The sequence below is a fragment of the Paracoccus sp. (in: a-proteobacteria) genome (assembly GCF_030536915.1).
In the GTDB taxonomy this organism is placed as follows: domain Bacteria; phylum Pseudomonadota; class Alphaproteobacteria; order Rhodobacterales; family Rhodobacteraceae; genus Paracoccus.
The window spans coordinates 2,081-24,877 of sequence record NZ_JAUNPC010000019.1 but is presented as its reverse complement, the minus strand read 5'-3'; the positions used below and the strand labels follow the sequence as shown (position 1 = coordinate 24,877).

Annotated in this window: 27 protein-coding genes and 1 tRNA gene; 19 read left to right on the top strand and 9 right to left on the bottom strand. The window is 67.2% G+C overall.

Annotated elements, in window-relative coordinates; translation table 11 throughout:
- Positions 1–111: 111 nt before the first annotated feature.
- From Q4F04_RS05345 to Q4F04_RS05310, 8 genes are all read left to right on the top strand, one after another.
- Positions 112–1,644, top strand: coding sequence for an acyl-CoA carboxylase subunit beta (locus tag Q4F04_RS05345; protein WP_303368800.1), 1,533 nt, complete (start codon positions 112–114; stop codon positions 1,642–1,644).
- Between the two features lie 44 nt (positions 1,645–1,688).
- Positions 1,689–2,381: a DUF6497 family protein gene (locus tag Q4F04_RS05340; protein ID WP_303368799.1), complete on the top strand. Its 693-nt coding sequence runs from the start codon at positions 1,689–1,691 to the stop codon at positions 2,379–2,381.
- 193 nt (positions 2,382–2,574) lie between these two features.
- Positions 2,575–2,715, top strand: a complete 141-nt coding sequence (locus Q4F04_RS05335; RefSeq protein ID WP_303368798.1) for a hypothetical protein — start codon at positions 2,575–2,577, stop codon at positions 2,713–2,715.
- Between the two features lie 72 nt (positions 2,716–2,787).
- Positions 2,788–3,186, top strand: a complete 399-nt coding sequence (locus Q4F04_RS05330; RefSeq protein ID WP_303368797.1) for a hypothetical protein — start codon at positions 2,788–2,790, stop codon at positions 3,184–3,186.
- 130 nt (positions 3,187–3,316) lie between these two features.
- Positions 3,317–3,550 (top strand): hypothetical protein, encoded by a 234-nt coding sequence (locus tag Q4F04_RS05325; protein ID WP_303368796.1) that lies wholly within the window; start codon positions 3,317–3,319, stop codon positions 3,548–3,550.
- A 129-nt stretch (positions 3,551–3,679) separates the two neighbouring features.
- A complete protein-coding gene (locus tag Q4F04_RS05320) occupies positions 3,680–3,901 on the top strand; it encodes a hypothetical protein (RefSeq protein WP_303368795.1) in 222 nt (73 codons plus the stop codon).
- 101 nt (positions 3,902–4,002) lie between these two features.
- A complete protein-coding gene (locus Q4F04_RS05315; RefSeq protein WP_303368794.1) occupies positions 4,003–6,060 on the top strand; it encodes an acetyl/propionyl/methylcrotonyl-CoA carboxylase subunit alpha in 2,058 nt (685 codons plus the stop codon).
- Positions 6,061–6,063: 3 nt separating this feature from the next.
- The gene (locus tag Q4F04_RS05310) at positions 6,064–6,741 is read left to right on the top strand and encodes a hypothetical protein (RefSeq protein WP_303368793.1); all 678 of its coding nucleotides are present in this window, start codon (positions 6,064–6,066) and stop codon (positions 6,739–6,741) included.
- Here the strand turns inward: Q4F04_RS05310 and Q4F04_RS05305 are convergent.
- Together Q4F04_RS05305 and Q4F04_RS05300 are read right to left on the bottom strand one after the other, a co-directional pair.
- Positions 6,707–6,889 (bottom strand): hypothetical protein, encoded by a 183-nt coding sequence (locus Q4F04_RS05305; RefSeq protein WP_303368792.1) that lies wholly within the window; start codon positions 6,887–6,889, stop codon positions 6,707–6,709. The genes Q4F04_RS05310 and Q4F04_RS05305 overlap by 35 nt on opposite strands.
- A gap of 96 nt (positions 6,890–6,985) precedes the next feature.
- Positions 6,986–7,531: a DUF4174 domain-containing protein gene (locus tag Q4F04_RS05300; protein WP_303368791.1), complete on the bottom strand. Its 546-nt coding sequence runs from the start codon at positions 7,529–7,531 to the stop codon at positions 6,986–6,988.
- Positions 7,532–7,576: 45 nt separating this feature from the next.
- On the opposite strand from Q4F04_RS05300, the gene scpA reads away from it, so the two are divergent.
- The 4 genes from scpA (at position 7,577) to Q4F04_RS05280 (ending at position 12,651) form a co-directional block, all read left to right on the top strand.
- On the top strand, positions 7,577–9,715 hold the full coding sequence (scpA, locus tag Q4F04_RS05295; protein WP_303368790.1) for a methylmalonyl-CoA mutase: 2,139 nt from the start codon (positions 7,577–7,579) through the stop codon (positions 9,713–9,715).
- A gap of 290 nt (positions 9,716–10,005) precedes the next feature.
- Entirely contained in the window at positions 10,006–10,821 is an 816-nt protein-coding gene (locus Q4F04_RS05290; RefSeq protein WP_303368789.1) for a glycosyl transferase, read from the top strand.
- A gap of 19 nt (positions 10,822–10,840) precedes the next feature.
- A complete protein-coding gene (locus tag Q4F04_RS05285) occupies positions 10,841–11,278 on the top strand; it encodes an isoprenylcysteine carboxylmethyltransferase family protein (RefSeq protein ID WP_303368821.1) in 438 nt (145 codons plus the stop codon).
- Positions 11,279–11,355: 77 nt separating this feature from the next.
- Positions 11,356–12,651 carry a homoserine dehydrogenase gene (locus Q4F04_RS05280; RefSeq protein WP_303368788.1) on the top strand — a complete coding sequence of 432 codons (1,296 nt, stop codon included), beginning with the start codon at positions 11,356–11,358 and terminating at the stop codon, positions 12,649–12,651.
- Positions 12,652–12,655: 4 nt separating this feature from the next.
- On the opposite strand, the gene Q4F04_RS05275 is transcribed toward Q4F04_RS05280, so the two are convergent.
- Both Q4F04_RS05275 and Q4F04_RS05270 read right to left on the bottom strand, forming a co-directional pair.
- Positions 12,656–13,330, bottom strand: coding sequence for a GntR family transcriptional regulator (locus Q4F04_RS05275; protein WP_303368787.1), 675 nt, complete (start codon positions 13,328–13,330; stop codon positions 12,656–12,658).
- A gap of 123 nt (positions 13,331–13,453) precedes the next feature.
- Entirely contained in the window at positions 13,454–14,143 is a 690-nt protein-coding gene (locus tag Q4F04_RS05270; RefSeq protein ID WP_303368786.1) for a M48 family metallopeptidase, read from the bottom strand.
- A gap of 97 nt (positions 14,144–14,240) precedes the next feature.
- On the opposite strand from Q4F04_RS05270, the gene Q4F04_RS05265 reads away from it, so the two are divergent.
- The 3 genes from Q4F04_RS05265 to Q4F04_RS05255 all read left to right on the top strand — a co-directional run bounded on the left by Q4F04_RS05265 (position 14,241) and on the right by Q4F04_RS05255 (position 15,188).
- Complete coding sequence (locus Q4F04_RS05265; protein WP_303368785.1) at positions 14,241–14,558, top strand: TIGR02300 family protein; 318 nt, start codon at positions 14,241–14,243, stop codon at positions 14,556–14,558.
- 178 nt (positions 14,559–14,736) lie between these two features.
- Positions 14,737–14,812 (top strand) — tRNA-Ala (locus tag Q4F04_RS05260).
- Between the two features lie 55 nt (positions 14,813–14,867).
- Positions 14,868–15,188 (top strand): YnfA family protein, encoded by a 321-nt coding sequence (locus tag Q4F04_RS05255; protein ID WP_303368784.1) that lies wholly within the window; start codon positions 14,868–14,870, stop codon positions 15,186–15,188.
- A gap of 30 nt (positions 15,189–15,218) precedes the next feature.
- On the opposite strand, the gene Q4F04_RS05250 is transcribed toward Q4F04_RS05255, so the two are convergent.
- Positions 15,219–16,502, bottom strand: a complete 1,284-nt coding sequence (locus Q4F04_RS05250) for an O-acetylhomoserine aminocarboxypropyltransferase/cysteine synthase family protein (protein WP_303368783.1) — start codon at positions 16,500–16,502, stop codon at positions 15,219–15,221.
- Positions 16,503–16,663: 161 nt separating this feature from the next.
- Here Q4F04_RS05250 and Q4F04_RS05245 point away from each other — a divergent pair, with 161 nt between their 5' ends.
- Together Q4F04_RS05245 and Q4F04_RS05240 are read left to right on the top strand one after the other, a co-directional pair.
- Positions 16,664–18,466, top strand: coding sequence for a M3 family oligoendopeptidase (locus Q4F04_RS05245; RefSeq protein ID WP_303368820.1), 1,803 nt, complete (start codon positions 16,664–16,666; stop codon positions 18,464–18,466).
- A 5-nt stretch (positions 18,467–18,471) separates the two neighbouring features.
- The gene (locus Q4F04_RS05240; protein ID WP_303368782.1) at positions 18,472–19,680 is read left to right on the top strand and encodes a dipeptidase; all 1,209 of its coding nucleotides are present in this window, start codon (positions 18,472–18,474) and stop codon (positions 19,678–19,680) included.
- 74 nt (positions 19,681–19,754) lie between these two features.
- Here the strand turns inward: Q4F04_RS05240 and Q4F04_RS05235 are convergent, their stop codons facing one another.
- The 3 genes from Q4F04_RS05235 to Q4F04_RS05225 are packed head-to-tail and all read right to left on the bottom strand — an operon-like array spanning position 19,755 to position 21,566.
- A complete protein-coding gene (locus tag Q4F04_RS05235) occupies positions 19,755–20,813 on the bottom strand; it encodes a 5-(carboxyamino)imidazole ribonucleotide synthase (RefSeq protein ID WP_303368781.1) in 1,059 nt (352 codons plus the stop codon).
- A complete protein-coding gene (gene purE, locus Q4F04_RS05230) occupies positions 20,806–21,291 on the bottom strand; it encodes a 5-(carboxyamino)imidazole ribonucleotide mutase (protein WP_303368780.1) in 486 nt (161 codons plus the stop codon). Before purE ends, Q4F04_RS05235 begins: the two co-directional genes overlap by 8 nt.
- A gap of 56 nt (positions 21,292–21,347) precedes the next feature.
- Positions 21,348–21,566, bottom strand: coding sequence for a YdcH family protein (locus tag Q4F04_RS05225; RefSeq protein ID WP_303368779.1), 219 nt, complete (start codon positions 21,564–21,566; stop codon positions 21,348–21,350).
- 184 nt (positions 21,567–21,750) lie between these two features.
- Between Q4F04_RS05225 and Q4F04_RS05220 the strand changes: the two genes are divergently transcribed.
- Positions 21,751–22,161, top strand: coding sequence for an Hsp20 family protein (locus Q4F04_RS05220; RefSeq protein ID WP_303368778.1), 411 nt, complete (start codon positions 21,751–21,753; stop codon positions 22,159–22,161).
- Positions 22,162–22,172: 11 nt separating this feature from the next.
- Positions 22,173–22,397 carry a DUF1150 family protein gene (locus tag Q4F04_RS05215; RefSeq protein ID WP_303368777.1) on the top strand — a complete coding sequence of 75 codons (225 nt, stop codon included), beginning with the start codon at positions 22,173–22,175 and terminating at the stop codon, positions 22,395–22,397.
- On the opposite strand, the gene Q4F04_RS05210 is transcribed toward Q4F04_RS05215, so the two are convergent.
- Positions 22,384–22,797 (bottom strand): hypothetical protein (locus Q4F04_RS05210; protein ID WP_303368776.1); only part of this gene is annotated, 414 nt, incomplete at its 5' end. The two genes, Q4F04_RS05215 and Q4F04_RS05210, sit on opposite strands and share 14 nt — an antisense overlap.

The following is a 22,797-nucleotide window of genomic DNA, read 5'->3' as shown; positions in this document are numbered from 1 at the left end:
TTTTGCGGTCGCATCATCCCGCTAAGACCCTTGTTTGCAAACTTTCCCCTTTCCGCTTTGCGCCGCCTGCCGCTTTCCCTATTGTCCCGGCAGACATGACGGAGAGGCTTCATGAAGGACATTCCCGGACAGCTTGAAGAACTGCGGCACCAGGCGCGCATGGGCGGGGGGCAGCGCCGGATCGACGCGCAGCACGCCCGCGGCAAGCTGACCGCGCGCGAGCGGCTGGACATCCTTCTGGACGAAGGCTCGTTCGAAGAATTCGACATGTTCGTCCGCCACCGGTCCACCGATTTCGGGATGGAGGACGACCGCCCCTATGGCGACGGCGTCGTGACCGGCTGGGGCACGATCAACGGCCGCATGGTTTACGTGTTTTCGCAGGACTTCACGGTCTTCGGCGGCTCGCTGTCGGAAACCCATGCGCAGAAGATCTGCAAGATCATGGACATGGCGATGCAGAACGGCGCGCCGGTGATCGGGCTGAATGATTCCGGCGGCGCGCGGATCCAGGAAGGTGTCGCCTCTCTCGCGGGTTACGCGGATGTCTTCCAGCGCAACATCATGGCCTCGGGCGTGATCCCGCAGATCAGCGTCATCATGGGCCCCTGCGCGGGCGGCGCGGTCTATTCGCCGGCCATGACGGACTTCATCTTCATGGTGAAGGACACCTCCTACATGTTCGTGACCGGCCCGGACGTGGTCAAGACCGTCACCAACGAGGTCGTCACGGCCGAGCAACTGGGCGGAGCCTCGACCCATACGAAGAAATCCTCGGTCGCCGACGGCGCCTTCGAGGACGACGTCGAGGCGCTGTCGGAAATCCGGCGCCTGTTCGACTTCCTGCCGCTGTCCAACCGGGAAAAGGCCCCCACGCGCCCCTTCTTCGACGATCCCGCGCGCTTCGAGCCATCGCTGGACACGCTGATCCCCGAAAACCCCAACCAGCCCTACGACATGAAGGAGCTGATCGTGAAGATCGCCGATGAGGGCGACTTCTACGAGATCCAGCGCGACTTCGCGGGCAACATCCTCACCGGCTTCATCCGCATCGAGGGCCAGACGGTCGGCGTCGTGGCGAACCAGCCGATGGTGCTGGCCGGGGTGCTGGACATCGATTCCAGCCGCAAGGCCGCGCGCTTCGTGCGCTTCTGCGACGCCTTCAACATCCCGATCCTGACGCTGGTGGACGTGCCTGGCTTCCTGCCGGGCACCGCGCAGGAATACGGCGGCGTCATCAAGCACGGGGCGAAGCTTCTGTTCGCTTATGGCGAGGCAACGGTGCCCAAGGTCACGGTCATCACCCGCAAGGCATACGGCGGGGCCTATGACGTCATGGCATCGAAGCACCTGCGGGGCGATTTCAACTATGCCTGGCCCACGGCCGAGATCGCCGTGATGGGCGCCAAGGGCGCGGTCGAGATCCTGTATCGCAGCGAACTTGGCAGCCCCGAGAAGATCGCGGCGCGGACCAGCGACTACGAGGACCGCTTCGCCAATCCCTTCGTCGCTGCCGAAAAGGGCTTCATTGACGAGGTGATCCAGCCCCATTCGACCCGCAAGCGGGTGGCCCGCGCGCTGGCCTCGCTGCGGACCAAGCAACTGTCCAACCCTTGGAAGAAGCACGACAACATCCCGCTGTGACGCCATTGTCCGCCGCCCTTCTCTTTGCCACCACGGCGGCCGGCATGGCCGCGAACGGGGCCGAGCCACTGGTCCCGGTGCCTTCGGGCGCCGAGGTCTGGCTGCAGGAGGAACTGGCGGACAGCATCCCCGGCGTGGGGCCGGTGCATCGCTACCGTTTCGTCATGCCGTCGCTTGCGGCGCTGGTTCCCCCTTGGGACGAGGGAGAGATGGCAGCCGACCTGCCCCCCGAACTGCTGGACGAGACAGGGCCCGAGATGCCGCTGACGCCCGAGGAGCAGGCCGAACTGGACGCGGCGCTGGGCGAACTGGTGATCGAGATCATGCCAGAGGATGAGGGGATCTCGATTGCGCCCGCGATGCCCGACGAGGATGACAGCTTTCACGCGCCGCTTCCCTCGGAACTGTCTCCGCCCGACCCGGCCCTGCCGGATGGCGCCGAAGGAGAGACCGGGGATTTCGCACCGGGATCGGATGACCCCGCAGCCGGCGAGATCGCGCTTCCCGCAGCGCCCGACATCCTGATGCAGGACCCGCTGCACCGCGACATCCTCTGGCTCTGCGAACGCTTCGTCCTGCCGAGACTGGCGGGCGAGAGGCCAAGGCCGCGGCAGGTGGTGATCTCGATGGCCTCGGCGCCAAGCCCCTTCGGAAGCTTCGATCCCGAGATCGTGCAACTGTTTGAAGGCTTCTCGATCCCGAATGACCGGGATGCCTGTGTATGGGAGCCATTGTGACGCCGATGATTCATGACGCATCCGTGATCGAAATGCGCCGGAATGATGCAGTCCTGCCACAGGCAGGCGGGGAAGCCGCCTGCGCGGTCTGTCGGCCCCCTCCGGCAATCCGTAAGATGCCCGGACGGCCGCATGGTGCGGCCGGTTCAACGAGCAGTCGGGGCGTCAAGGCCCCACTTTACAGGAGCCTCTCATGTCCAAAAAGCTCGCTCTCGCGCTGGTTCTGGTCGGCGTCGTCTCGGCTTGCCAGCAGCAGCCCCAGCCCCAGCCCGTCCCGGCTGCGGTCGTCGTGGCGCCCGAACCCGTGTTCCAGGGCAAATTCGGCGCCAACTGACGCCATACGGCGCGGACCTGCGGGTCCGCGCATCCCCGACCTGCCCCGCAACCTCATCAATGGCGGGGTATCATGCTGAAGCATCGTGGTTTTCCCGGACGCCTGCCGTCCACGGACCACCAGTTCACCATTCGCCGCGCAAGCCCCAAGGGCGCGACCAAGCTGGTGGCGCGGGAACGGTATCGCGACCGTTCGGCCGGTGATCGGCGGGCTGACGCGGGCTTTCTGACCGCGCTGATCGAGCATTTCGGCGACGAACCGTTCGAGCGCGGCAATCTCGATGCCGGCCGCCTGTCCTGGCTGCTGGGGCGCGAGGTCGTGCCGGTCGGCAAGCTGGATCCCGCCAGCTATGAACAGTTGCTGCGCGTCGACCTGAAACGCGCCGAGGCCAACTTCCCCGAGCTTTTCGCCTCCGAGGCCAGCGAAAGTTTTCGCTGGGATGACGAGGACTTCGACGAGGAAGATGAATGATGCGCGGGATGATGCTTGTGCGTGCGCCATCACCCGCTTGTCAGTTTGATCCCGGTTTGCGGGATGTCATAGTGAGCGCGCACGCTAAGTCACTCGCCCGGAAACGGGCCACGAATACAGGCAGAATACCATGCAGAAATCCTTCCTCCTCCGCGTTTGCGGCGCAGTCCTGCTCGTCGGCAGCATCGCGGCCTGCCAGCCTGGCTATGGCACCGGCCTGTCGCCCGACGCGCAGCGTGCAGCCGGCGGCGCGGTCGCGGGTGCCGTCGTTGCCAAGGCGCTGGACGAGCGTGTCGCAACCGGCGCGCTGCTCGGCGGCGCCGCGGGTGCGCTGTGCGACGACGTGGGCGTCTGCGCCCCCTGATCGGAACCCTGATCTTCGGCTGGCGTTGATCGCCAGCCAGAACGGTTTCAACCTTCATCTGCCGGGTGCTGCATCGCAGGGGGACATCTCTGTTGCGATTGGCCCCGGCGTTCTGTTCCAGGATACCCCATGTCCAGAAAGCTTCTTCTTCTGGGTGGCCTCAGCGCGGCGCTGCTGGCCGGCTGCACCCAGAACATCCGACCGACCGACGCTGACCGCGCCATCATCGGCGCCGGCACCGGCTATGTCGTCCAGCAGGTCCGTGGCAAGGGCGGCAGCGACCGGTTGGCCGGCGCAGCGGTCGGCGCCTTGGGCGGCGCGCTCTGCGACGACGTCCGGCTCTGCCAGTAAGCTGACCCGCGCGCATCGCGCGCATTCCCACGCCGTTTCCGCCGTCCCGGTCTGATCGACCGGGGCGGCCTTTTCACATCCAGCGCCACCAAGGGACACGCATGTTCAAGAAGATCCTGATCGCCAACCGCGGAGAGATCGCCTGCCGCGTCATCAAGACCGCAAGGAAGATGGGGATCGCCACCGTCGCCGTCTATTCCGACGCCGACCGCAACGCGCTGCATGTCCGCATGGCCGACGAGGCGGTGCATATCGGCCCGCCGCCCGCGAACCAGTCCTATATCGTGATCGACAGGATCATGGAGGCCATCCGCCAGACCGGCGCCGAGGCGGTGCATCCCGGATATGGTTTCCTCAGCGAGAACAGGAACTTCGCAGCCGCTCTTGAGAAAGAGGGTGTGGTTTTCGTCGGCCCCCCTTCGCCCGCGATCGAGGCGATGGGCGACAAGATCACCTCGAAGAAGCTGGCGCAGGAGGCCGGGGTGTCCACGGTTCCCGGCTACATGGGCCTGATCGCGGATGCCGATGAGGCGGTACGGATTTCGTCCGAGATTGGCTACCCGGTGATGATCAAGGCCAGTGCCGGCGGCGGCGGCAAGGGGATGCGGATCGCCTGGACCGACGACGAGGCGCGCGAAGGCTTCGAGTCCTCGAAGAACGAGGCGGCGAGCAGCTTCGGCGACGACCGCATCTTCATCGAGAAGTTCGTGACCCAGCCGCGCCATATCGAGATTCAGGTGCTGGCCGACAAGCATGGCAACTGCGTCTACCTGCACGAACGCGAATGTTCGATCCAGCGCCGCAACCAGAAGGTCATCGAGGAAGCGCCCTCGCCCTTCCTCGACCCCGAGACGCGCCGCGCGATGGGCGAGCAGGCGGTGGCCTTGGCCAAGGCTGTGGGCTATACCTCGGCAGGCACGGTCGAGTTCATCGTGGACGCGAACAAGAACTTCTATTTCCTTGAAATGAATACACGCCTTCAGGTCGAGCATCCGGTGACCGAACTCATCACCGGCGTCGATCTTGTCGAGCAGATGATCCGCGTCGCGGCGGGCGAGCTTCTGCCCTTCACCCAGGACGATCTGAAGATCACCGGCTGGGCCATCGAAAGCCGCCTTTATGCCGAGGACCCTTACCGCAACTTCCTGCCCTCCATAGGGCGACTGACGCGCTATCGGCCCCCCGCCGAGACGGCGGCGGGTCCGCTGCTGGAAAACGACCGCTGGGTGCCCTCGAACCCCGGTGAACAGCCTCCGGCAGCCGAGACCGGCGTCCGCAATGATACCGGCGTCTACGAGGGCGGCGAGATCAGCATGTATTACGACCCGATGATCGCCAAGCTTTGCACCTGGGCGCCCGACCGCGCGCAGGCGATCGAGGCGATGCGCCGGGCGCTGGACGGCTTCGAGGTGGAAGGCATCGGCCACAACCTGCCCTTCCTGTCCGCGGTGATGGACCATCCCCGCTTTGTCTCGGGCGACATCTCGACGGCTTTCATCGCCGAGGAATATCCCGAGGGGTTTCAGGGCGCGACCCTGCCCGATACCGAGCTTGAGCGCGTCGCCGCCGCCGCTGCCGCCATGCATCGCGTGGCCGAGATCCGCCGCACCCAGATCACCGGCCGGTTGGACAACCACGAACGGCGCGTGGGCGAGAACTGGGTCGTCAGCCTGAACGGGCAGGAGTTCCCGGTCCGTGTCCGCGCCGACAAGGGCGGCTCGACCGTCGAGGTGAATTGCCGCAGCCTGCGGGTGGAATCCGACTGGAAGCCGGGCATGTCGCTGGCGCGGCTGACCGTGGACGGCGAGCCGCTGGCGCTGAAGGTGGACAAGATCGCCGCCGGGATGCGCCTGCGGACGCGCGGCGCGGATCTCAAGGCCCATGTGCGCCGTCCCCGCACCGCCGAGCTGGCGCGGCTGATGCCGGAAAAGCTGCCACCCGACACCTCGAAGTTCCTGCTCTGCCCGATGCCGGGGCTTGTCGTCCGCATCAACGTGGCTGCCGGCGACGAGGTGCAGGAGGGCCAGGCGCTCGCCACCGTCGAGGCGATGAAGATGGAGAACATCCTGAGGGCCGAGCGCCGCGGCACCGTCAAGTCGGTCAACGCCGAGGCGGGGCAAAGCCTCAAGGTCGATGACGTCATCATGGAGTTCGAGTGATCCTTGGACCTGCGCGCGCTGTTCCTGAACGACCGCGTCGCCGCGGCCCTCGTCACCGCCCTTGTCGGCGGCGGCGTGGTGGCGGCCGGGTGGTTCTGGACGCACGCGCTGTCGCGCAGGCGGGACCGGCAGTTGCGGAACGAACGCGTGGCCGACATCCAGCGCGCGCTGCTGGCCGAGATCCGCGCCCATCTCGCCGCGCTCGAGAAGCACACGCCAAGCGACCAGGCCGCGCGCGAGAGGCTGGTGACACGGGTGACGGCAGGAGGTTATCTGCCGATCCTGCCCCATGAGGGAAATGACCGCATCTTCCGCGCCATCGTCGAAGACGTGCATATCCTGCCCGAATGGGCGATCGACCCCATGGTGCGCTATTACCGGCTGCTGGCGGTGGGCGCGGCGCTGTCGCAGGATATCCGCGCCACCGCAAAGGATCAGCCCGGTAGCGCGACCGAAATGATGCGTGATTATCTGATCCTGAGTGACGAAACACTGGCGACTGGACGCGAGGCCATGATCGTCCTGACGGCAAGCTTGGAAGGCGGAGGCGCCGCAGTCGCGGCGCTGCGCGCCGCGGCACAGCAGCGCGAAAGCGAACGCATCGCCAGTTCCCTGCCGGGAGAGCTCGCGCAGCTTCGGGAAGGACTCAGTAAGCGATCTTCGGACCCGAGAGGCCGGTGATGGGTGGGAGACCGATCACCGCCGCGATCTCGTTCGAGTTGCGGGCGTTCAGCAGCCGCTCGACCAGTTCATCGGTCGAGGCGGGCCGCTTGACCTGCCGAGGCGGCGGCGAAGCTTCGATCCTGCGCGGTGATGTTTCCCTGGCCATGGCCCTGCCCTGTCATATGCGATGCGGCAAAGCGCATCCGTCACGGATCAAGATAGGGGCGCCGCGCAGGTTCCGCAATGAAATCACGCGCAACGCCTATCGCCCGCCGCTTGCCCGCGTCTCGCTGCGCCGCACGGGGGTCTTGTCGATGGCGCGGCCGATCTCGCGCGTGTCCCAGGGAAAGGGCTTGCGGTCGATCACCGTGCCGTCGGTGTCCAGCACCATCAGGGAAAAGCCGCGCGGCCTGAACCGCTGCCGCCAGACCGAATCAGCCCCCGGATCGGTGTCGATGATGACGGTGACGCGCCGCCGCTCCATCGCCGCCGGGTCGCGGGCGAGCAGTTCCATCTGCGTGGCGAAAGCCGTGTCCTCGGGCGTGTCGGCAAAGACAAGGACGGGCCGTCGCTCGAACAGCAGCGCCTCGGGCGTGACGTCGCTTGCCGAACGGATGTCCATCTCGGCCTGCCCGGCTTGGCCTGCGGGCGCATCGGTTGCCTGCACCGCCGCTGTGGCGGGACGGGCGGGGGCGGCGCGCTCGACCCGCACGGGTTCGGGCGGGGGGGTCGGGGCGCCCATGGCAAGCGCCTGCGCGCCCGTCACGGCCAGCGCGAGGGCCGACATGTTCGACAGCAATATCTTCATGTTTCAGAATATAGCGACTGCGGTCGCATCGGAAAGGACCAAGAGATGACCCGGACCCCCGACCTCGATCAATGGCGCGCGCTGGCCTCGAAGGAACTCAAGGGCGCCGACCCCGACAGCCTGAACTGGGACACGCTGGAAGGCATCACCGTCAAGCCGCTGTATACCGAGGCGGATACGGCGGGGCTGGACCACATGGGCAGCCTGCCCGGCATCGCGCCCTTCACGCGCGGCCCGCGCGCGACGATGTATGCAGGCCGTCCCTGGACGATCCGGCAATATGCGGGCTTTTCGACGGCTGAGGAATCCAACGCCTTCTACCGCCGCAACCTCGCCGCCGGGCAGCAGGGCGTGTCGGTGGCCTTCGACCTGGCAACCCATCGCGGCTATGACAGCGACCATCCACGCGTGGAAGGCGACGTGGGCAAGGCGGGCGTGGCTATAGACTCGGTCGAGGACATGAAGGTGCTGTTCGACGGCATCCCGCTGGAGAAGGTGTCGGTGTCGATGACCATGAACGGCGCGGTGATCCCGATCCTCGCCAGCTTCATCGTCGCGGGCGAGGAACAGGGGCACGATCGCTCGGTTCTGTCGGGGACCATCCAGAACGACATCCTCAAGGAGTTCATGGTCCGCAACACCTACATCTATCCGCCCGAGCCCTCGATGCGGATCATCGCGGACATCATCGGCTACACCTCGCGCGAGATGCCCAAGTTCAACTCGATCTCGATTTCCGGCTATCACATGCAGGAAGCGGGCGCGAACCTGGTGCAGGAACTGGCCTACACGCTGGCCGACGGGCGGGAATATGTCCGCGCGGCGATCAACGCGGGCATGGACGTGGATGCCTTTGCCGGCAGGCTTAGCTTCTTCTTCGCCATCGGCATGAACTTCTTCATGGAGATCGCCAAGCTGCGCGCCGCCCGCCTGCTGTGGCACCGCATCATGACCGAGTTCGGGGCGAAGAAGACATCCTCGCTGATGCTGCGGACGCATTGCCAGACTTCAGGCGTGTCGTTGCAGGAGCAGGACCCCTACAACAACGTGATCCGCACCGCCTATGAGGCGATGAGCGCAGCCCTTGGCGGGACGCAATCGCTGCACACCAACGCGCTGGACGAGGCGATCGCGCTGCCAACCGACTTCTCGGCCCGGATCGCGCGGAACACCCAGCTGATCCTGCAGGAGGAAACGGGGATCACCCATGTCGTCGATCCGCTGGCGGGGTCGTATTACGTCGAGAGCCTGACGGCCGAACTGGCCGAGAAGGCTTGGGCCATCATCGAGGAAGTCGAGGGCATGGGCGGCATGACCAAGGCCGTGGCCTCGGGCCAGCCCAAGCTGCGGATCGAGGAAACGGCGGCGCGGCGGCAGGCCATGATCGACCGCGGCGAGGAAGTGATCGTCGGCGTCAACAAGTACCGCAAGGACAAGGAAGACCCGATCGACATCCTCGACATCGACAACATGGCCGTCCGCCGCAGCCAGATCGAGCGGCTGGAGCAGATCCGCGCCACCCGCGACCAGTCCGCCTGCGACCACGCCTTGGCCGAGGTGGAACGCCGCGCCCGCGAGGGCGGCAACCTGCTGGAAGCGGCCGTCGAGGCGGCACGTGCCCGTGCAACTGTGGGAGAGATCAGCATGGCGATGGAAAAGGTCTTCGGCCGCCACCGGGCCGAGGTGAAGACGCTCGCCGGCGTCTATGGCGCCGCCTACGAGGGCGACGAGGGCTTCGCGCAAATCCAGAAGGACGTCGAATCCTTTGCCGAGGAAGAGGGCCGCCGCCCGCGGATGCTGGTGGTCAAGATGGGCCAGGACGGCCATGACCGCGGCGCCAAGGTGATCGCCACGGCCTTCGCCGACATCGGATTCGACGTGGACGTGGGGCCGCTGTTCCAGACGCCCGAGGAGGCGGCGCAGGACGCCATCGACAACGACGTCCATATCGTCGGCATCTCCTCGCAGGCCGCCGGCCACAAGACGCTGGCGCCGAAGCTGATCGAGGCGCTGAAGGCGCAGGGCGCGGATGACATCATCGTCATCTGCGGCGGCGTGATCCCGCAGCAGGACTATGCCTTCCTGAAGGACGCGGGCGTCGCCGCCATCTTCGGGCCGGGAACCAACATTCCCCATGCCGCGCGCGAGATCCTCGACATCGTGCGAAGCCGGCGCCCGGCCTGAGGCCTGCGTTGCCGCCGCATCCAGGGGGCTGACTTCCTCCTGGCCGCTGCTGCGGCCTTCCTCGCTGCAAACGGTCCCCCGGACCTGTCAAGCGGGAGAACAGCCATCACGGCTGTTTTCCTGTCCGGCCACCCGGACCCCCCGAGGTATCTGAACCGGAAAGAAGCCTCCTTTTCCGCATCTTCTTTCTGGTCCTGAATACCCTAGGGTAAGGTCCCGAAGGGGCCGAGGGGAGAAGCCCCTTTCTTCCGCTTGCCCCTCTGCCCATGCCCGTGCCACGACTCGGGACCATGAGCGTCGTCAAACAGATCATCTGCATCAAGTGGGGCAGCAAGTTCGGTCCCGAATACGTCAACCGTCTGCGTGGAATGATCGCGCGGAACATCACCCCGCCCTTCCGGCTGATCTGCTTCACCGATGACGGCGCCGGGCTGCACCCTGATGTCGTGGTGCGGCCCCTGCCCGAGTTCGACTATGAGGCGCCAAGGAACACGCTGGGGAAATGGCCCAAGTCGCGGCTCTGGGGGGACTTGGGGGATATCACCGGAACGGTGCTGTTCCTCGACCTCGACGTGGTGATCGTCGGCAATCTGGATGATTTCTTCAGCTTCGGCGATCCCGACGACACGGTGCTGGCCACCAACCCGCAAAGCATCAAGCCCTTCGAGAAGCTGGGCCAGACCTCGGTCTATCGGATGCGGGTCGGCAAGCTCGCCCCCTTGCAGGAGATCTTCCGCGCCGACCCGCAGGGTATCGCCGACGAATACCGCTTCGAGCAGAGGTTCGTGACCCGCCGCGCGCCGGGGGGCGTCAGGTTCTGGCCCAAGGGCTGGGTTGTCCATTTCCGCGCCGATTGCGTCCCGGCCTTCCCCGCGCGCTACTGGTCCGCGCCGCGCATCCCGAAAGGGGCGCGCATCGTGATCTTCGCCGGCAGCCTCAACCCGCCGGACGCCATTGCCGGCCGGTGGAGCGAGAAGGACAGCCCGCGCCCTTCCTTAGACCATCTTCGCGCAGCTTTCGACGGCCGCCGGCGCGAAAGCCTCGGCCGCCACCTGCGGCACTATCTTCGTCCCACCGACTGGGTGGACCGGCTGTGGCGGGAATAGGAAACCAGCCGTGGCGCAGATGATCCGAAAGCTGGCAGACTATCCACCGGTCTGGCTGCTGGCCTTCGCGCTTCTCGCCTTTCTTGCGGGACGTATCCTGCCGATGCCCGGCCTCCCCACGGCAGGCTGGACGCTGGCGGTGCTGGGACTGGGACTGATGGCCGTCGCGGCCCTGACGATGATGCGCGCGGGCGCAACGGTCGATCCGACACGGCAACCGACCGCCTTGGTGACGCATGGGGTCTTTCGCCTGTCCCGGAACCCGATCTACCTGGGCGACGTGTTGATTCTGGCCGGGCTATGCCTTGCCTGGCAGCCATTCGCGGCGCTGATCCTCGTGCCCCTCTTTGTCCTGCTGATCGAACGACGCTTCATCCGGCAAGAAGAAGCATGGCTGCGACGCCGCGATGCCCAAGCCTTCGACCTGTGGGCCGCCCGCACCCGCCGCTGGTTGTAGGCCGGGCCACGTTGCCAAGCCCCGAGGCCCGCGCTAACACCCGGCGATGCCCTGCCCTTCATCAGACGAGGCCCTTCATGTCCGCCACCCCCGCGCCGCTGCGCCTTGGCATCGCCGGTCTGGGGACCGTCGGGATCGGGGTGGTCAAGATCATCCAGAAGCATCCCGATCTGATCGCGTTGCGCGCCGGGCGGCCGGTCGAGATCACCGCCATCTGCGCCCGCGACCGCACCCGCAACCGTGATGCCGACCTGTCGGGCTATGCCTGGGTTGACCGGGCGGCCGACCTCGCCCTGCGTGACGACGTGGACGTGGTGGTCGAACTGATCGGCGGAGAGAACGGCCCCGCGCGCGAGATGATCGAGCTGGCGCTGGACAGCGGCAAGGACGTCATCACCGCGAACAAGGCCCTTCTGGCCGTCCACGGGCACAAGCTGGCCGAGCGGGCCGAGGCCGCCGGCCGCACCATCCGCTTCGAGGCCGCCGTCGCAGGTGGCATTCCCGTCATCAAGACGCTGACCGAAAGCCTCGCCGGCAACCGCATCAGGCGTGTCATGGGCGTGATGAACGGCACCTGCAACTATATCCTGACCCGGATGCAGTCAGCCGGCCTGCCCTATGACACGGTGTTCGAGGAAGCGCGCCGCCTGGGCTATCTGGAAGCCGACCCGACGCTGGACGTGGGCGGGATCGACGCCAGCCACAAGCTCGCGATCCTCGCCTCGCTGGCCTTCGGCACCAAGGTGGCTTTCGATGGCGTCGAGATCGAGGGGATCGAGCGCGTTTCCATCGACGACATCAAGCGCGCCGCCGACATGGGCTATCGCATCAAGCTGCTGGGCGTGGCGCAGATGACGGCACGGGGGCTTGAACAGCGGATGTCGCCCTGCCTCGTGCCCTGCGACAGCCCGCTGGGGCAGCTGGAAGGCGGTACCAACATGGTGGTGATCGAGGGCGACTCGGTCGGCCAGATCGTGCTGCGCGGCGCGGGCGCGGGCGAAGGGCCGACGGCCAGCGCGGTCATGTCCGACATCGTGGAACTGGCGCGCGGGGTCCGTCTGCCGGTCTTCGGGCAGCCGGCGGCAACGCTCGCGTCGCCCCAGACCGCCCGGACGGCGGTGCCTGCCGCCTATTACCTGCGGCTGACGCTTTCCGACAAGCCGGGGGCGCTGGCCAAGGTGGCCTCGGTGCTGGGCGAGGCGGGGATCTCGATCGACCGGATGCGGCAGTATGGCCACGCCTCGGGCTCGGCCCCGGTGCTGATCGTCACCCACAAGACCACGCCCGAGGCGATCGACCACGCGATGGAGGCGCTGCCGCGCACGGGTGTCGTCGAAGGCGATCCCGTCGAGCTGCGGATCGAGGAAGTCTGACCCCTTAGCGGTCCGGCTCGCCCGGCACCGGCAGCAGGTGGCGCAGTCCTTGCGTCACATCCGTCCTGATCGCCAGCCGCAGCGCCGGCTCGTCCCCCGCCCGCAGCGCGGCAAGGATCATGCGGTGGTGCCGGGGCGCCTCGTTCCGGCGCATCCGCTGGTAGACGGCGCGCATGGTCGGCCCGAGCTGCAGCCAGATCGTTTCCAGCATCGCCAGCATCGCCGGCGCCTGCGCCCGCAGGTAGAGCGTGCGGTGGAATTCCAGATTGCTGCGGATGTATCCGACCGAGTCGTGGTTCTGCGCCGCCTCGCCGATGGCGGTGTTGATCGCCGCAAGCCGGTCGATCAGCGCAAGATGCGCGCGAGGAAGGGCGCGGCTGGCCAGTTCCGGCTCGATCAGCGCGCGCAGGGCGGCAAGCTCCTCGATCCGCTCGACCGACAGCGCCGGCGTGGACACGCGCCCCGAGGCCGACAGCGTCAGCGCACCTTCGGCCACCAGGCGGCGGACCGCTTCCCGCGCCGGGGTCATGCTGACACGTTCCTCGGCCGCGATGCCGCGCAGGGTCAGCGCCCGGCCGGGCGGCAGTTCGCCCAGCATGATCCGGCCTCGCAGGGCGCGATACAGCCGCTCATGCACGGCGGGCTGGGTTGTTGTCTGGGGACGCAGCGTCGTGACCATGCGCGTTTGTGATCACGTCGGGGCAGGCTGTCAATTTCCCTGATGCCGCGGATGCAGAAACGCGCCCATCGCATCTGCAAGGCGCCTGATCATCCTCTGCCGAAAATATCCGCCATGCAGACCTTATTCTGCCCGGAACCGCCAGGCGTGCAGGCTTGCGCCATTCTGCCGCAACCATGCCCTTGGCTGCGCGAACCCCGGATACAGGCGGGTGACCGTGGCCCAGAAGGCTGCCGAGTGATCCATATGCGCCAGATGCGCGACCTCATGGGCGGCGACGTAGTCCAGCACCTCGGGCGGCGCCATGGCCAGCCGCCAGGAATACATCAGCCGTCCCCCATGCGTGCAACTGCCCCAGCGCGAGCGGGTGTCGCGCAGCGTGATCGCGGCAAAGCGGCGGCCGAGGACTGCGGCATGGCGGTCGCTTGCCGCCGCAAGCCGCGCCTGCGCCAGCGTGCGAAGGAAGGCTCCCGCCGACACGGCGGCCGGGCGGCCCTTGGGCAGCAGCAGCAGCGCGTCCTCGACCCGCGGGGCGCGGACCTGCGCAGGGGTCAGGGTCAGCGGCCTTCCCTCGACCGGCAGTCCTATGCCGAACTCGATCACCTGTTGCGGTTCGATCCCGGCCAGGGCGCGCGAAAGCCAGTCGCGGCGGTCGTCCAGGAAGGCCAGCGCCTCTGCCCTGGGCAGGCGCGGCGGCAGGGTCAGCGTCACCGATCCGTCCCGCCGCGAGACGCGCAGCGTCATCCGCCGGGCGCGGGCCGTCCTACGCAGGCTGACCGTTGTTCCGTCCGCCAGAATCACCCTGCCGTCCAAGCGTCACCCCTGCGCTGTCCCGAAAGCCTTTGACACCTTCCATGCCCTGTGGCACGGGAGGCCGGATTTACCTGACCCTTGGCGAAAAGAGAACACCATGCCCAAAGAGGAATGGGGCACCAAGCGCCTTTGCCCCGCCTGCGGAAGCCGTTTCTACGACCTTCGCAACGATCCCATGACCTGCCCGGCCTGCAGCACCGAGTTCTCGGCCGAAAGCCTGACCAGCGCGCGCACCCGCTCGATGATTGCGGAAAAGGCCGCCGCGCGCGAGGCCGAAACGGATGACGTGATCGACGACGATCTGGACGATGCGGCGGAGGCGGGCGAACTGGACGACGACCTGCTGGACGAGGACGACGACGCCGACGTGTCGCTGGACGAGATCGCCGACGTGGCCGAGCCTGACGAGGACTGAGCAGCCCGGCATCGTGTCTCAGGGGGCCTTCGGCCCCCTTTTCTTTTGCCGTTCAGGAACTTGCGCCGAAGAACGAACAGAAGCTGCGAGGGCGATCTTTTTCGCTTGCACCCCTGCGCGACTGCCCATATACGACCCCCCACGCGGGCGGCGGACAACGCAGCCCGAGACCTCCGGTGGGGCCATAGCTCAGTTGGTAGAGCGCTTGAATGGCATTCAAGAGGTCAGGGGTTCGACTCCCCTTGGCTCCACCATCTTATCCCTTCACGACATGAACAGCGTGTCTGCCCCGCGACGTGCGGCTTCCGCATGACGGGGCTTGTCTACGCGGTCGCCGCGCTGGCCGAGATCGCGGGATGCTTTGCCTTCTGGGCCTGGCTGCGGCTGGGGAAAAGCTGGCTCTGGGCGCTGCCGGGAATGGCAAGCCTGTTGCTGTTCGCAGTCCTGCTGACTCGGGTGCCGTCGGATGCGGCAGGGCGGGCCTTTGCGGCCTATGGCGGCATCTACATCTGCGCCTCGCTCGGGTGGCTCTGGGCCGTCGAAGGGGTGCGGCCCGACCGCTGGGATGCGATCGGCGCCATCCTCTGCCTTGCCGGGGCGGCGGTGATCCTGTCCGGCCCGCGTGGCTGAGGGGGCCGCGTCCTTGCGGCCCCGCCCGTTTCAGCCCAGCGCCTGATCTAGATCGGCGATGATGTCCTGGGGGTCCTCGATGCCGATGGACAGGCGCACGAGGTCCGGCCCGGCACCGGCGGCGATCTGCTGTTCCTCGGTCAGCTGGCTGTGGGTGGTCGAGGCCGAATGGATCGCCAGCGTCCGCGCATCGCCCAGGTTCGCGACATGGCTGATCATCTTCAGCCGCCCGATCATGTCCACGCAGGCCTGGTAGCCACCCTTCAGCCGGATGGTGAACAGCGCCCCTGCCCCCTTCGGATAAAGCCGCTGCACGCGGTCCGACCAAGGCGAGGACGGCAGGCCCGCGTAGCTCACCTCCTCGACACGCGGATTGGCGTCCAGCCATTCGGCCACCTTCCGGGCGTTCTCGACATGGCGCTGCATCCGCAGGCCCAGCGTCTCGATCCCCATCAGGGTATAATGCGCGGCCTGCGGGTTCAGGGTCATGCCCAGATCGCGCAGCCCGATGGCGATGGAATGGAAGGTGAAGGCGGCCGGCCCGAAGGTCTCGTGGAACTTGAGGCCGTGATAGGCGGGCTCGGGCTGGGACAGCGACGGGAACTTGTCCGAGGCCGACCAGTCGAAGCGACCGGAATCGATAATCGCTCCACCCATCACCGTGCCGTTCCCGGTCAGGTACTTCGTCAGGCTATGGACGACCAGGGTCGCGCCCGCCTCGATCGGCCGGCAGAGCCACGGGGTCGCCAGCGTGTTGTCCACGATCAGCGGCACGCCCGCTTCGTCCGCGATCTGCGCCAGAGCGGGCAGGTCGGTCAGGTAGCCGCCGGGGTTGGAAATCGATTCGCAGAAGATCGCCCGCGTGTCCTCGTCGATGGCGGCGCGGACGGCGGCGGCATCCTCAAGATCGACAAACCGGCAGGACCAGCCGAAGCGGCGGATGGTCTGGCTGAACTGCGTGACGGTGCCGCCGTAAAGCCGGCTTGATGCGACGATGTTGCGCCCCGGCGCCATCAGCGGGAAAAGCGCCATGATCTGCGCCGCGTGCCCCGAGGAACAGCAGACCGCCCCGGCGCCGCCTTCCAGCGCGGCCACGCGGTTCTGCAGCGCGGCGATGGTGGGATTGGTCAGGCGGGAATAGATGTAGCCGACCTCCTTCAGCCCGAACAGTCGTGCGGCGTGCTCGGCATCGCGGAACTGGTAGGCAGTGGTCTGGTAGATCGGCACCTGCCGCGCCCCGGTGGCCGGGTCGGGCGCGGAACCCGCATGGATGGCCAGCGTGTCAAAGCCTTGCGGATGGTCGGTGTCAGGCATGGAACTTTCCCCTTTCGGTCGTCGCGCGAACGCTAGGCGCAGCGCGTCCGGCTGGCAATCGCCTGCGCGACGGGTTGAACCGGCGGCCTACAGGGGACAGATGTTGGGCAACGCTGAAAATGGAGATCCCCATGACCCGCCTGCCCCTTCGCGAGACCCTGATGCGCGACGCCGAGACCCCCGGCGCCGGTGTTTCGCTGGGGAACCTGCCGGAATGGGACCTGACCGACCTTTATGCCTCGCCCGACGCGCCGGAACTGGCCCGCGACCTGGAGCGGCTGGAGGCCGCCTGTGCCAGCTTCGCCGCCGATTACGAGGACAGGCTGGCCGGGCTGACACCCGCCGAGATGCTGGAATGCATCCAGCGCTATGAGGAGATCGACCTGATCGCCGGGCGGATCATGTCCTATGCGGGCCTGCGCTATTACCAGAACACCACCGACGCTGCCCGCGCCAAGAGCTTGGGCGACCTGCAGGCGAAGATCACCGACATGACGACTCCGCTGGTGTTCTTCAGTTTGGAATTCAACCGCATCCCCGATGACGTCTATGCCCAGACCTTCAGCGCGCCTTGCGGGCCGTCGCGCTACAAGCCGGTGTTCGACCGGATGCGGGCGATGCGTCCCTATCAGTTGTCGGATGAGCTTGAGAAGTTCCTGCACGACAACTCGGTCGTCGGCGCCGCCGCCTGGAACCGGTTGTTCGACGAGACCACTGCCGCGCTGACCTTCGACGTGGACGGCGAGGAACTGGGGCTGGAAGCCACGCTGAACCTGCTGACCGACCACGACCGTTCCCGCCGCGAGGCAGGGGCGAAGGCGCTGGCAGAGGTCTTCGGTGGGAACGTCAAGCTCTTCTCGCGCATCCACAACACGCTGGCCAAGGAAAAGGCTATCGAGGACAAGTGGCGCAAGATGCCGACGCCCCAGACCGGGCGGCACCTGTCGAACCATGTTGAACCCGAGGTCGTGGAGGCGCTGCGCGATGCCGTGGTCGCGGCCTATCCGCGCCTGTCGCACCGCTATTACCGGCTGAAGGCGAAATGGCTCGGCCTCGACAAGCTGCAGGTCTGGGACCGCAACGCGCCGCTGCCGCAGGAAAGCCCGCGTCTGGTCGGCTGGGACGAGGCGAGGGCGACGGTGCTGGACGCCTACGCCGGCTTCGACCCGGAACTGGCGGAACTGGCCAAGCCGTTCTTCGACAAGGGCTGGATCGACGCGGGCGTGAAGCCGGGCAAGTCGCCGGGCGCCTTCGCGCATCCGACCGTCACCGACGCGCATCCCTATGTGCTGCTGAACTATCTCGGCAAGCCGCGCGACGTGATGACGCTGGCGCATGAACTGGGCCACGGCGTCCACCAGCGGCTGGCGGCAGGTCAGGGCGAGCTGCTGTCTTCGACCCCGCTGACGCTGGCGGAAACCGCGTCGGTCTTCGGCGAGATGCTGACCTTCCGCGCCCTGCTGGTGAAGACCGAGGACCCGGCTCAGCGCAAGGCCCTGCTGGCGGGCAAGGTCGAGGACATGATCAACACGGTCGTCCGCCAGATCGCCTTCTACGACTTCGAATGCCGGTTGCACGCGGCCCGGGCGGAAGGGGAACTGACCCCCGACGACATCAACGCCATCTGGATGCAGGTCCAGCATGAGTCCCTCGGCGATGCCTTCGAATACATGCCGGGCTACGAGACCTTCTGGACCTACGTCCCGCATTTCGTCCATTCGCCCTTCTACGTCTACGCCTATGCCTTCGGCGACGGGCTGGTGAACGCGCTTTACGCGGCCTACGAGGCGCAGCCCGAGGGCTTCCAGGCCAAGTATTTCGACATGCTGCGCGCGGGCGGTTCCAAGCACCATTCCGAACTGCTGGCCCCCTTCGGGCTGGACGCGGCGGACCCGGCCTTCTGGGACAAGGGCCTGTCGATGATCGAGGGCTTCATCGACGAGCTTGAGGCGATGGAAGCCTGAGGCGGATGGCGCGCGATCCCTTCCGCCAGCGGCGCGGCCGCGGCATCCTGCGCGTCCTCTGGGTGCTTCTGGCGGTCGTGCTGCTGGGGGCGCTCGGGGTCGTGGTCTTCGGTCCGCGCATCGTGGCCGACCAGTTGAACCCGGTCACCGCGCGCAGCTCATGGCCGGTCTCGCCGCAGGCACAGGCGCTGCATGACCGGCTGGTCATCGGCGACCTGCACGCCGACGCGCTGCTATGGGACCGCGACCTGTCGCAGCGCCGCCCCGAGGGCCATGTGGACCTGCCGCGTCTGGATCAGGGCAATGTCGCCATCCAAGTCTTCACCGCCGTCACGAAAAGCCCCCGTGGCCAGAACTATGCCGAGAACGAGGCGCGAGCCCCGGACAACATCACGCCGCTGGTTATCGGCCAGCTTCGTCCCGTGCAGACCTGGTTCAGCCTCAAGGAGCGGGCGCTCGACCAGGCCGCCCGGCTGCGGCGTCTGGCAGAGGCCGAACCGGACAACCTGCGCCTGATCCGCCACCGTGACGATCTGGAATCGGTGCTGGCGGATCGCGCCGCCGGCAACCGGGTGATCGGCGCGATCCTGGGGATGGAGGGCGCGCATCCGCTGGAAGGCGACCTGACCAACCTCGCCGTGCTGGAGGGCGCGGGATACCGGCTGGTCGGGCTCACGCATTTCTTCGACAACGAACTCGGCGGCTCATTGCATGGGCAATCCCAGGCGGGGCTGACCGATTTCGGGCGCGAGGTGGTGGCCGAGGCCGTTCGTCGGGACATGGTGATCGACCTCGCGCATGCCTCGCCGCGAATGGTCCGCGACGTGCTGGCGATGCCGGGGGCGCGATCGATCATCAGCCATACCGGCGTGCATGGCACCTGCAACACGCCGCGGAATGTTCAGGACGAATTGCTGCAGGCAGTGGCAGCCAGCGGCGGGATCATCGGCATCGGCTTCTGGCCGGATGTGACCTGCAACGACAGCCCGGCGGGGATCGCCGCCAGCATCGCCGCCGCGATCGCGCTGGTGGGCGAGGATCACGTGGCGCTGGGCTCGGACTGGGACGGCTCGGTCGGCGTGCCCTTCGACGCGGCGGGGCTGCCCGCGCTGACGCAGGCGCTGATGGATCAGGGGCTGACCGAGGCGCAGATCGCCAAGGTCATGGGCGGCAACATGGTCCGCTATCTGCGCGAGGTGCTGCCGCGGGCCTGAACGGGCGGCGCTGCGCCTGATGGCGGTGCCGCATTGGGTATTTGAGCCAGAAAGAAGCCCGCAGGCGTCAGGCTTCAGCGTTGGATGATGTTGACATGGCCCATCTTGCGGCCGGCGCGGGCCTCTGATTTGCCGTAGAGGTGGATCTGGGTGTCGGGCTGACGAAGCAGGTCCGGCAGGCGGTCCATGTCGTGGCCGATCAGGTTCTCCATCACCACGTCGGCATGGCGCTTGCCGTCGCCGAGCGGCAGGCCCGCGACGGCGCGGATGTGCTGTTCGAACTGGTCAACGGCGCAGCCCGCTTGGGTCCAGTGGCCCGAGTTGTGGACACGGGGAGCGATCTCGTTGACGATGAGGCCCGAGGGCGTGACGAACAGCTCGACCCCCATGACGCCCACGTAGTCGAGCGCGGTGACGATGCGGCTGGCGGTCAGCACGGCGTCGGGGATCAGCCGCGCGGGCAGGCCGCAGGGCACGGTGGTGGTCCGCAGGATGCCCTCGCGGTGGACGTTCAGGCCGGGATCGTAGGCGGCCACGGCACCATCCTGTCCCCGCGCGACGATCACGCTGATCTCGGCGGTGAAATCGACGAAGCCTTCCAGCACCGAGGGCGCGTTCACCTGCGTCCATGCAGCGGCCGGGTCGTCACCCGCCGACAGGCGCACCTGGCCCTTGCCGTCATAGCCCATGCGCCGGGTCTTGAGGATGGCGCAGTCCTGCCCCTGCATCGCGGCGGCAAGATCCTCGGCCGAATCGACCGCCGCATAGGGCGCGAGTGCCAGGCCGAGGCCGCTCAGGAAGTCCTTTTCAGCCAGCCGGTCCTGGCTGACGGCCAGCGCGCGGCGGTTGGGGCGGATCGGGACAATGCTCTCGATCAGGTCCAGCGAGGCGGCGGGGACGTTCTCGAACTCGTAGGTGACGACATCGACCGAAGCGGCGAAGTCGCGCAGGGCGGTCTCGTCCTCGTAGGGGGCGGTCGTCAGGCGGTGGGCCACGTCCGCGGCAGGCGCGGCACCGGGTTCGTAGATGTGGCTGCGATAGCCGAGGCGGCTGGCCGCGACCGACAGCATCCGGCCCAGCTGGCCGCCGCCGAGGATGCCGATGGTGGCGCCGGGTTTCAGCGGGTCAGTCATCGGAAGGCTCCTCGGGGATGGATGCGGAAAGGGCCGCGCGCCAGTCGTCGAGCCGCTGCGCCAGCGCCTTGTCGGTGAGGGCGAGGATCGCGGCGGCCATCAGCCCGGCGTTGGCCGCGCCCGCCGCGCCGATCGCCATGGTGGCAACCGGAAAGCCCTTGGGCATCTGGACGATGGAATAAAGCGAATCGACCCCGTTCAGGGCGCGGGTCTGCACCGGGACGCCGATCACCGGGATACGCGTCTTGGACGCCATCATGCCCGGAAGATGCGCGGCCCCGCCTGCCCCGGCGATGATGACCTGAAGGCCGCGTTCCACCGCCGAGCGGCCATAGTCCCACAGGCGGTCGGGTGTGCGGTGGGCGCTGACAATGCGCGTCTCATGGGCGACGCCCAACTCGTCCAGAATCGCCGCCGCCTCTTTCATCGTCGCCCAGTCGGACTGGCTGCCCATGATGATGCCGACCGGAACCGCCATCCCTGCCCCCTGCTTGCGGAAAGTCCGCATCATACCGGCGGCGCGGGCGGGCGCAATCAGGCGATGATGTCGGGGGTCAGCTCGTCTTCCAGCCGGGCGATCTGGTCCTTCAGCGCCAGCTTCTGCCGCTTCATCCGGCCCAGTGTCAGGCTGCACACGACCCCGTCCGCGGCCATGGACCCGATCGCCTCGTCAAGCTCGCGGTGCTGGCGCCGCAGCCCGTCCAGCCGGGTGCGGGCCATCTCGTCATGCGACATCTCGTGCTGGTCGTTCATCGAATCGTCAGGCCTGCCGGGCGCGTGCAGGCGCGCTGCAGGATCATAGCCGCGGATTTTCGCTATGCTAAGCAAAACTTTGCACCCTCTTGCGAGAACCGGGCCGGGCGCACATATCATTGCCATGGCCGGGTCGCCGCAACGGGGCCGGGCCGAAGCAGTCGCTTGTTGACCGAGGACGCCGATGACCAAGATGACCCTGGGCACCCACCCCTACCTGCTGGGTTTCGACCAGCTTGAACGGCTGGCGGAACGTGCCGCCAAGGGGGCCGAGGGTTACCCGCCCTACAACATCGAGCATCGCGCCCCGGACGGCTTCCGCATCACCCTGGCCGTAGCCGGCTTCGCCGAGGACGACCTGTCGCTGACGGTCGAGGACCGGCAGCTGGTGATCCGGGGACGGCAGGCCGAGGGCGCGGATGACCGCGTCTTTTTGCACCGCGGCATCGCCGCCCGCGCCTTCCAGCGCAGTTTCGTGCTGGCCGAAGGGATCGAGGTCGAGGCTGCCGCGTTGGAAAACGGATTGCTTCATATCGACCTGCGGCGCGTGACACCGCAAAGCTTCGTCAAGACCATACCGATCAGCCGAAAGTGAAGGGGATCGCCATGAACATGAAACATGATTTTCCGATTGACGCCGACAACACCGTTTATGTCCGCCGCGTAACGATGGATAGCCTTCCCACCGAGGTGCGGATGCAGGCGCCCGAACTGGACGCGCTTTATGCCGTCCACGGGGTCGATGGTGAGCGCTTGGCGCTGGTGGCCGACCGCAGGTTGGCCTTTGCGCTGGCCCGCCAGAACGAATTGGTGCCTGTCAGCGTCCACTGAGCGGCTGCGGGACGCCGGCGGCAAGCCGGCGTTCCATGTCTCGGATCGCCTGCTCGACCTGCAGGCGGGCGCGGTATTTGGGGCGGCCCAGCAACCTTCCCAGAAAGACCTTGCGGCGCGTGTTCCATCCGGACAGGCGCCGTTTCCATCTTTGCCTGCCGAGGGGCGGCATCACCCCGGCAATGGCCGCGGCATAAGCTTCCCACACCCGGCCTAGGGGAACCCGGCCCGCCCAGGGCTTCAGCCCGACGACATAATGGATCACCGCAGGGTCGCGCGGCAGGTCGGCAAGCGTGCCGTAGGCCGCCGGATCGGCATAGGTGTTGAAGCGCGCGGGAAGATGCAGCGCCCGGCCCCGTGCGGCCAGGTTCAGGGCGCTCTGATCCTCGTTCCGCAAGGG

What these genes read in the sequence shown, in the direction of transcription:
- Q4F04_RS05345 (WP_303368800.1), top strand. Translation starts at nt 112, where the DNA reads ATGAAGGACATTCCCGGACAGCTTGAAGAACTGCGGCACCAGGCGCGC.
- Q4F04_RS05340 (WP_303368799.1), top strand. Translation starts at nt 1,689, where the DNA reads ATGGCCGCGAACGGGGCCGAGCCACTGGTCCCGGTGCCTTCGGGCGCC.
- Q4F04_RS05335 (WP_303368798.1), top strand. Translation starts at nt 2,575, where the DNA reads ATGTCCAAAAAGCTCGCTCTCGCGCTGGTTCTGGTCGGCGTCGTCTCG.
- Q4F04_RS05330 (WP_303368797.1), top strand. Translation starts at nt 2,788, where the DNA reads ATGCTGAAGCATCGTGGTTTTCCCGGACGCCTGCCGTCCACGGACCAC.
- Q4F04_RS05325 (WP_303368796.1), top strand. Translation starts at nt 3,317, where the DNA reads ATGCAGAAATCCTTCCTCCTCCGCGTTTGCGGCGCAGTCCTGCTCGTC.
- Q4F04_RS05320 (WP_303368795.1), top strand. Translation starts at nt 3,680, where the DNA reads ATGTCCAGAAAGCTTCTTCTTCTGGGTGGCCTCAGCGCGGCGCTGCTG.
- Q4F04_RS05315 (WP_303368794.1), top strand. Translation starts at nt 4,003, where the DNA reads ATGTTCAAGAAGATCCTGATCGCCAACCGCGGAGAGATCGCCTGCCGC.
- Q4F04_RS05305 (WP_303368792.1), bottom strand. Translation starts at nt 6,889, where the DNA reads ATGGCCAGGGAAACATCACCGCGCAGGATCGAAGCTTCGCCGCCGCCT.
- Q4F04_RS05300 (WP_303368791.1), bottom strand. Translation starts at nt 7,531, where the DNA reads ATGAAGATATTGCTGTCGAACATGTCGGCCCTCGCGCTGGCCGTGACG.
- scpA (WP_303368790.1), top strand. Translation starts at nt 7,577, where the DNA reads ATGACCCGGACCCCCGACCTCGATCAATGGCGCGCGCTGGCCTCGAAG.
- Q4F04_RS05290 (WP_303368789.1), top strand. Translation starts at nt 10,006, where the DNA reads ATGAGCGTCGTCAAACAGATCATCTGCATCAAGTGGGGCAGCAAGTTC.
- Q4F04_RS05285 (WP_303368821.1), top strand. Translation starts at nt 10,841, where the DNA reads ATGATCCGAAAGCTGGCAGACTATCCACCGGTCTGGCTGCTGGCCTTC.
- Q4F04_RS05280 (WP_303368788.1), top strand. Translation starts at nt 11,356, where the DNA reads ATGTCCGCCACCCCCGCGCCGCTGCGCCTTGGCATCGCCGGTCTGGGG.
- Q4F04_RS05275 (WP_303368787.1), bottom strand. Translation starts at nt 13,330, where the DNA reads ATGGTCACGACGCTGCGTCCCCAGACAACAACCCAGCCCGCCGTGCAT.
- Q4F04_RS05265 (WP_303368785.1), top strand. Translation starts at nt 14,241, where the DNA reads ATGCCCAAAGAGGAATGGGGCACCAAGCGCCTTTGCCCCGCCTGCGGA.
- Q4F04_RS05255 (WP_303368784.1), top strand. Translation starts at nt 14,868, where the DNA reads ATGACGGGGCTTGTCTACGCGGTCGCCGCGCTGGCCGAGATCGCGGGA.
- Q4F04_RS05250 (WP_303368783.1), bottom strand. Translation starts at nt 16,502, where the DNA reads ATGCCTGACACCGACCATCCGCAAGGCTTTGACACGCTGGCCATCCAT.
- Q4F04_RS05245 (WP_303368820.1), top strand. Translation starts at nt 16,664, where the DNA reads ATGCGCGACGCCGAGACCCCCGGCGCCGGTGTTTCGCTGGGGAACCTG.
- Q4F04_RS05240 (WP_303368782.1), top strand. Translation starts at nt 18,472, where the DNA reads ATGGCGCGCGATCCCTTCCGCCAGCGGCGCGGCCGCGGCATCCTGCGC.
- Q4F04_RS05235 (WP_303368781.1), bottom strand. Translation starts at nt 20,813, where the DNA reads ATGACTGACCCGCTGAAACCCGGCGCCACCATCGGCATCCTCGGCGGC.
- purE (WP_303368780.1), bottom strand. Translation starts at nt 21,291, where the DNA reads ATGGCGGTTCCGGTCGGCATCATCATGGGCAGCCAGTCCGACTGGGCG.
- Q4F04_RS05225 (WP_303368779.1), bottom strand. Translation starts at nt 21,566, where the DNA reads ATGAACGACCAGCACGAGATGTCGCATGACGAGATGGCCCGCACCCGG.
- Q4F04_RS05220 (WP_303368778.1), top strand. Translation starts at nt 21,751, where the DNA reads ATGACCAAGATGACCCTGGGCACCCACCCCTACCTGCTGGGTTTCGAC.
- Q4F04_RS05215 (WP_303368777.1), top strand. Translation starts at nt 22,173, where the DNA reads ATGAACATGAAACATGATTTTCCGATTGACGCCGACAACACCGTTTAT.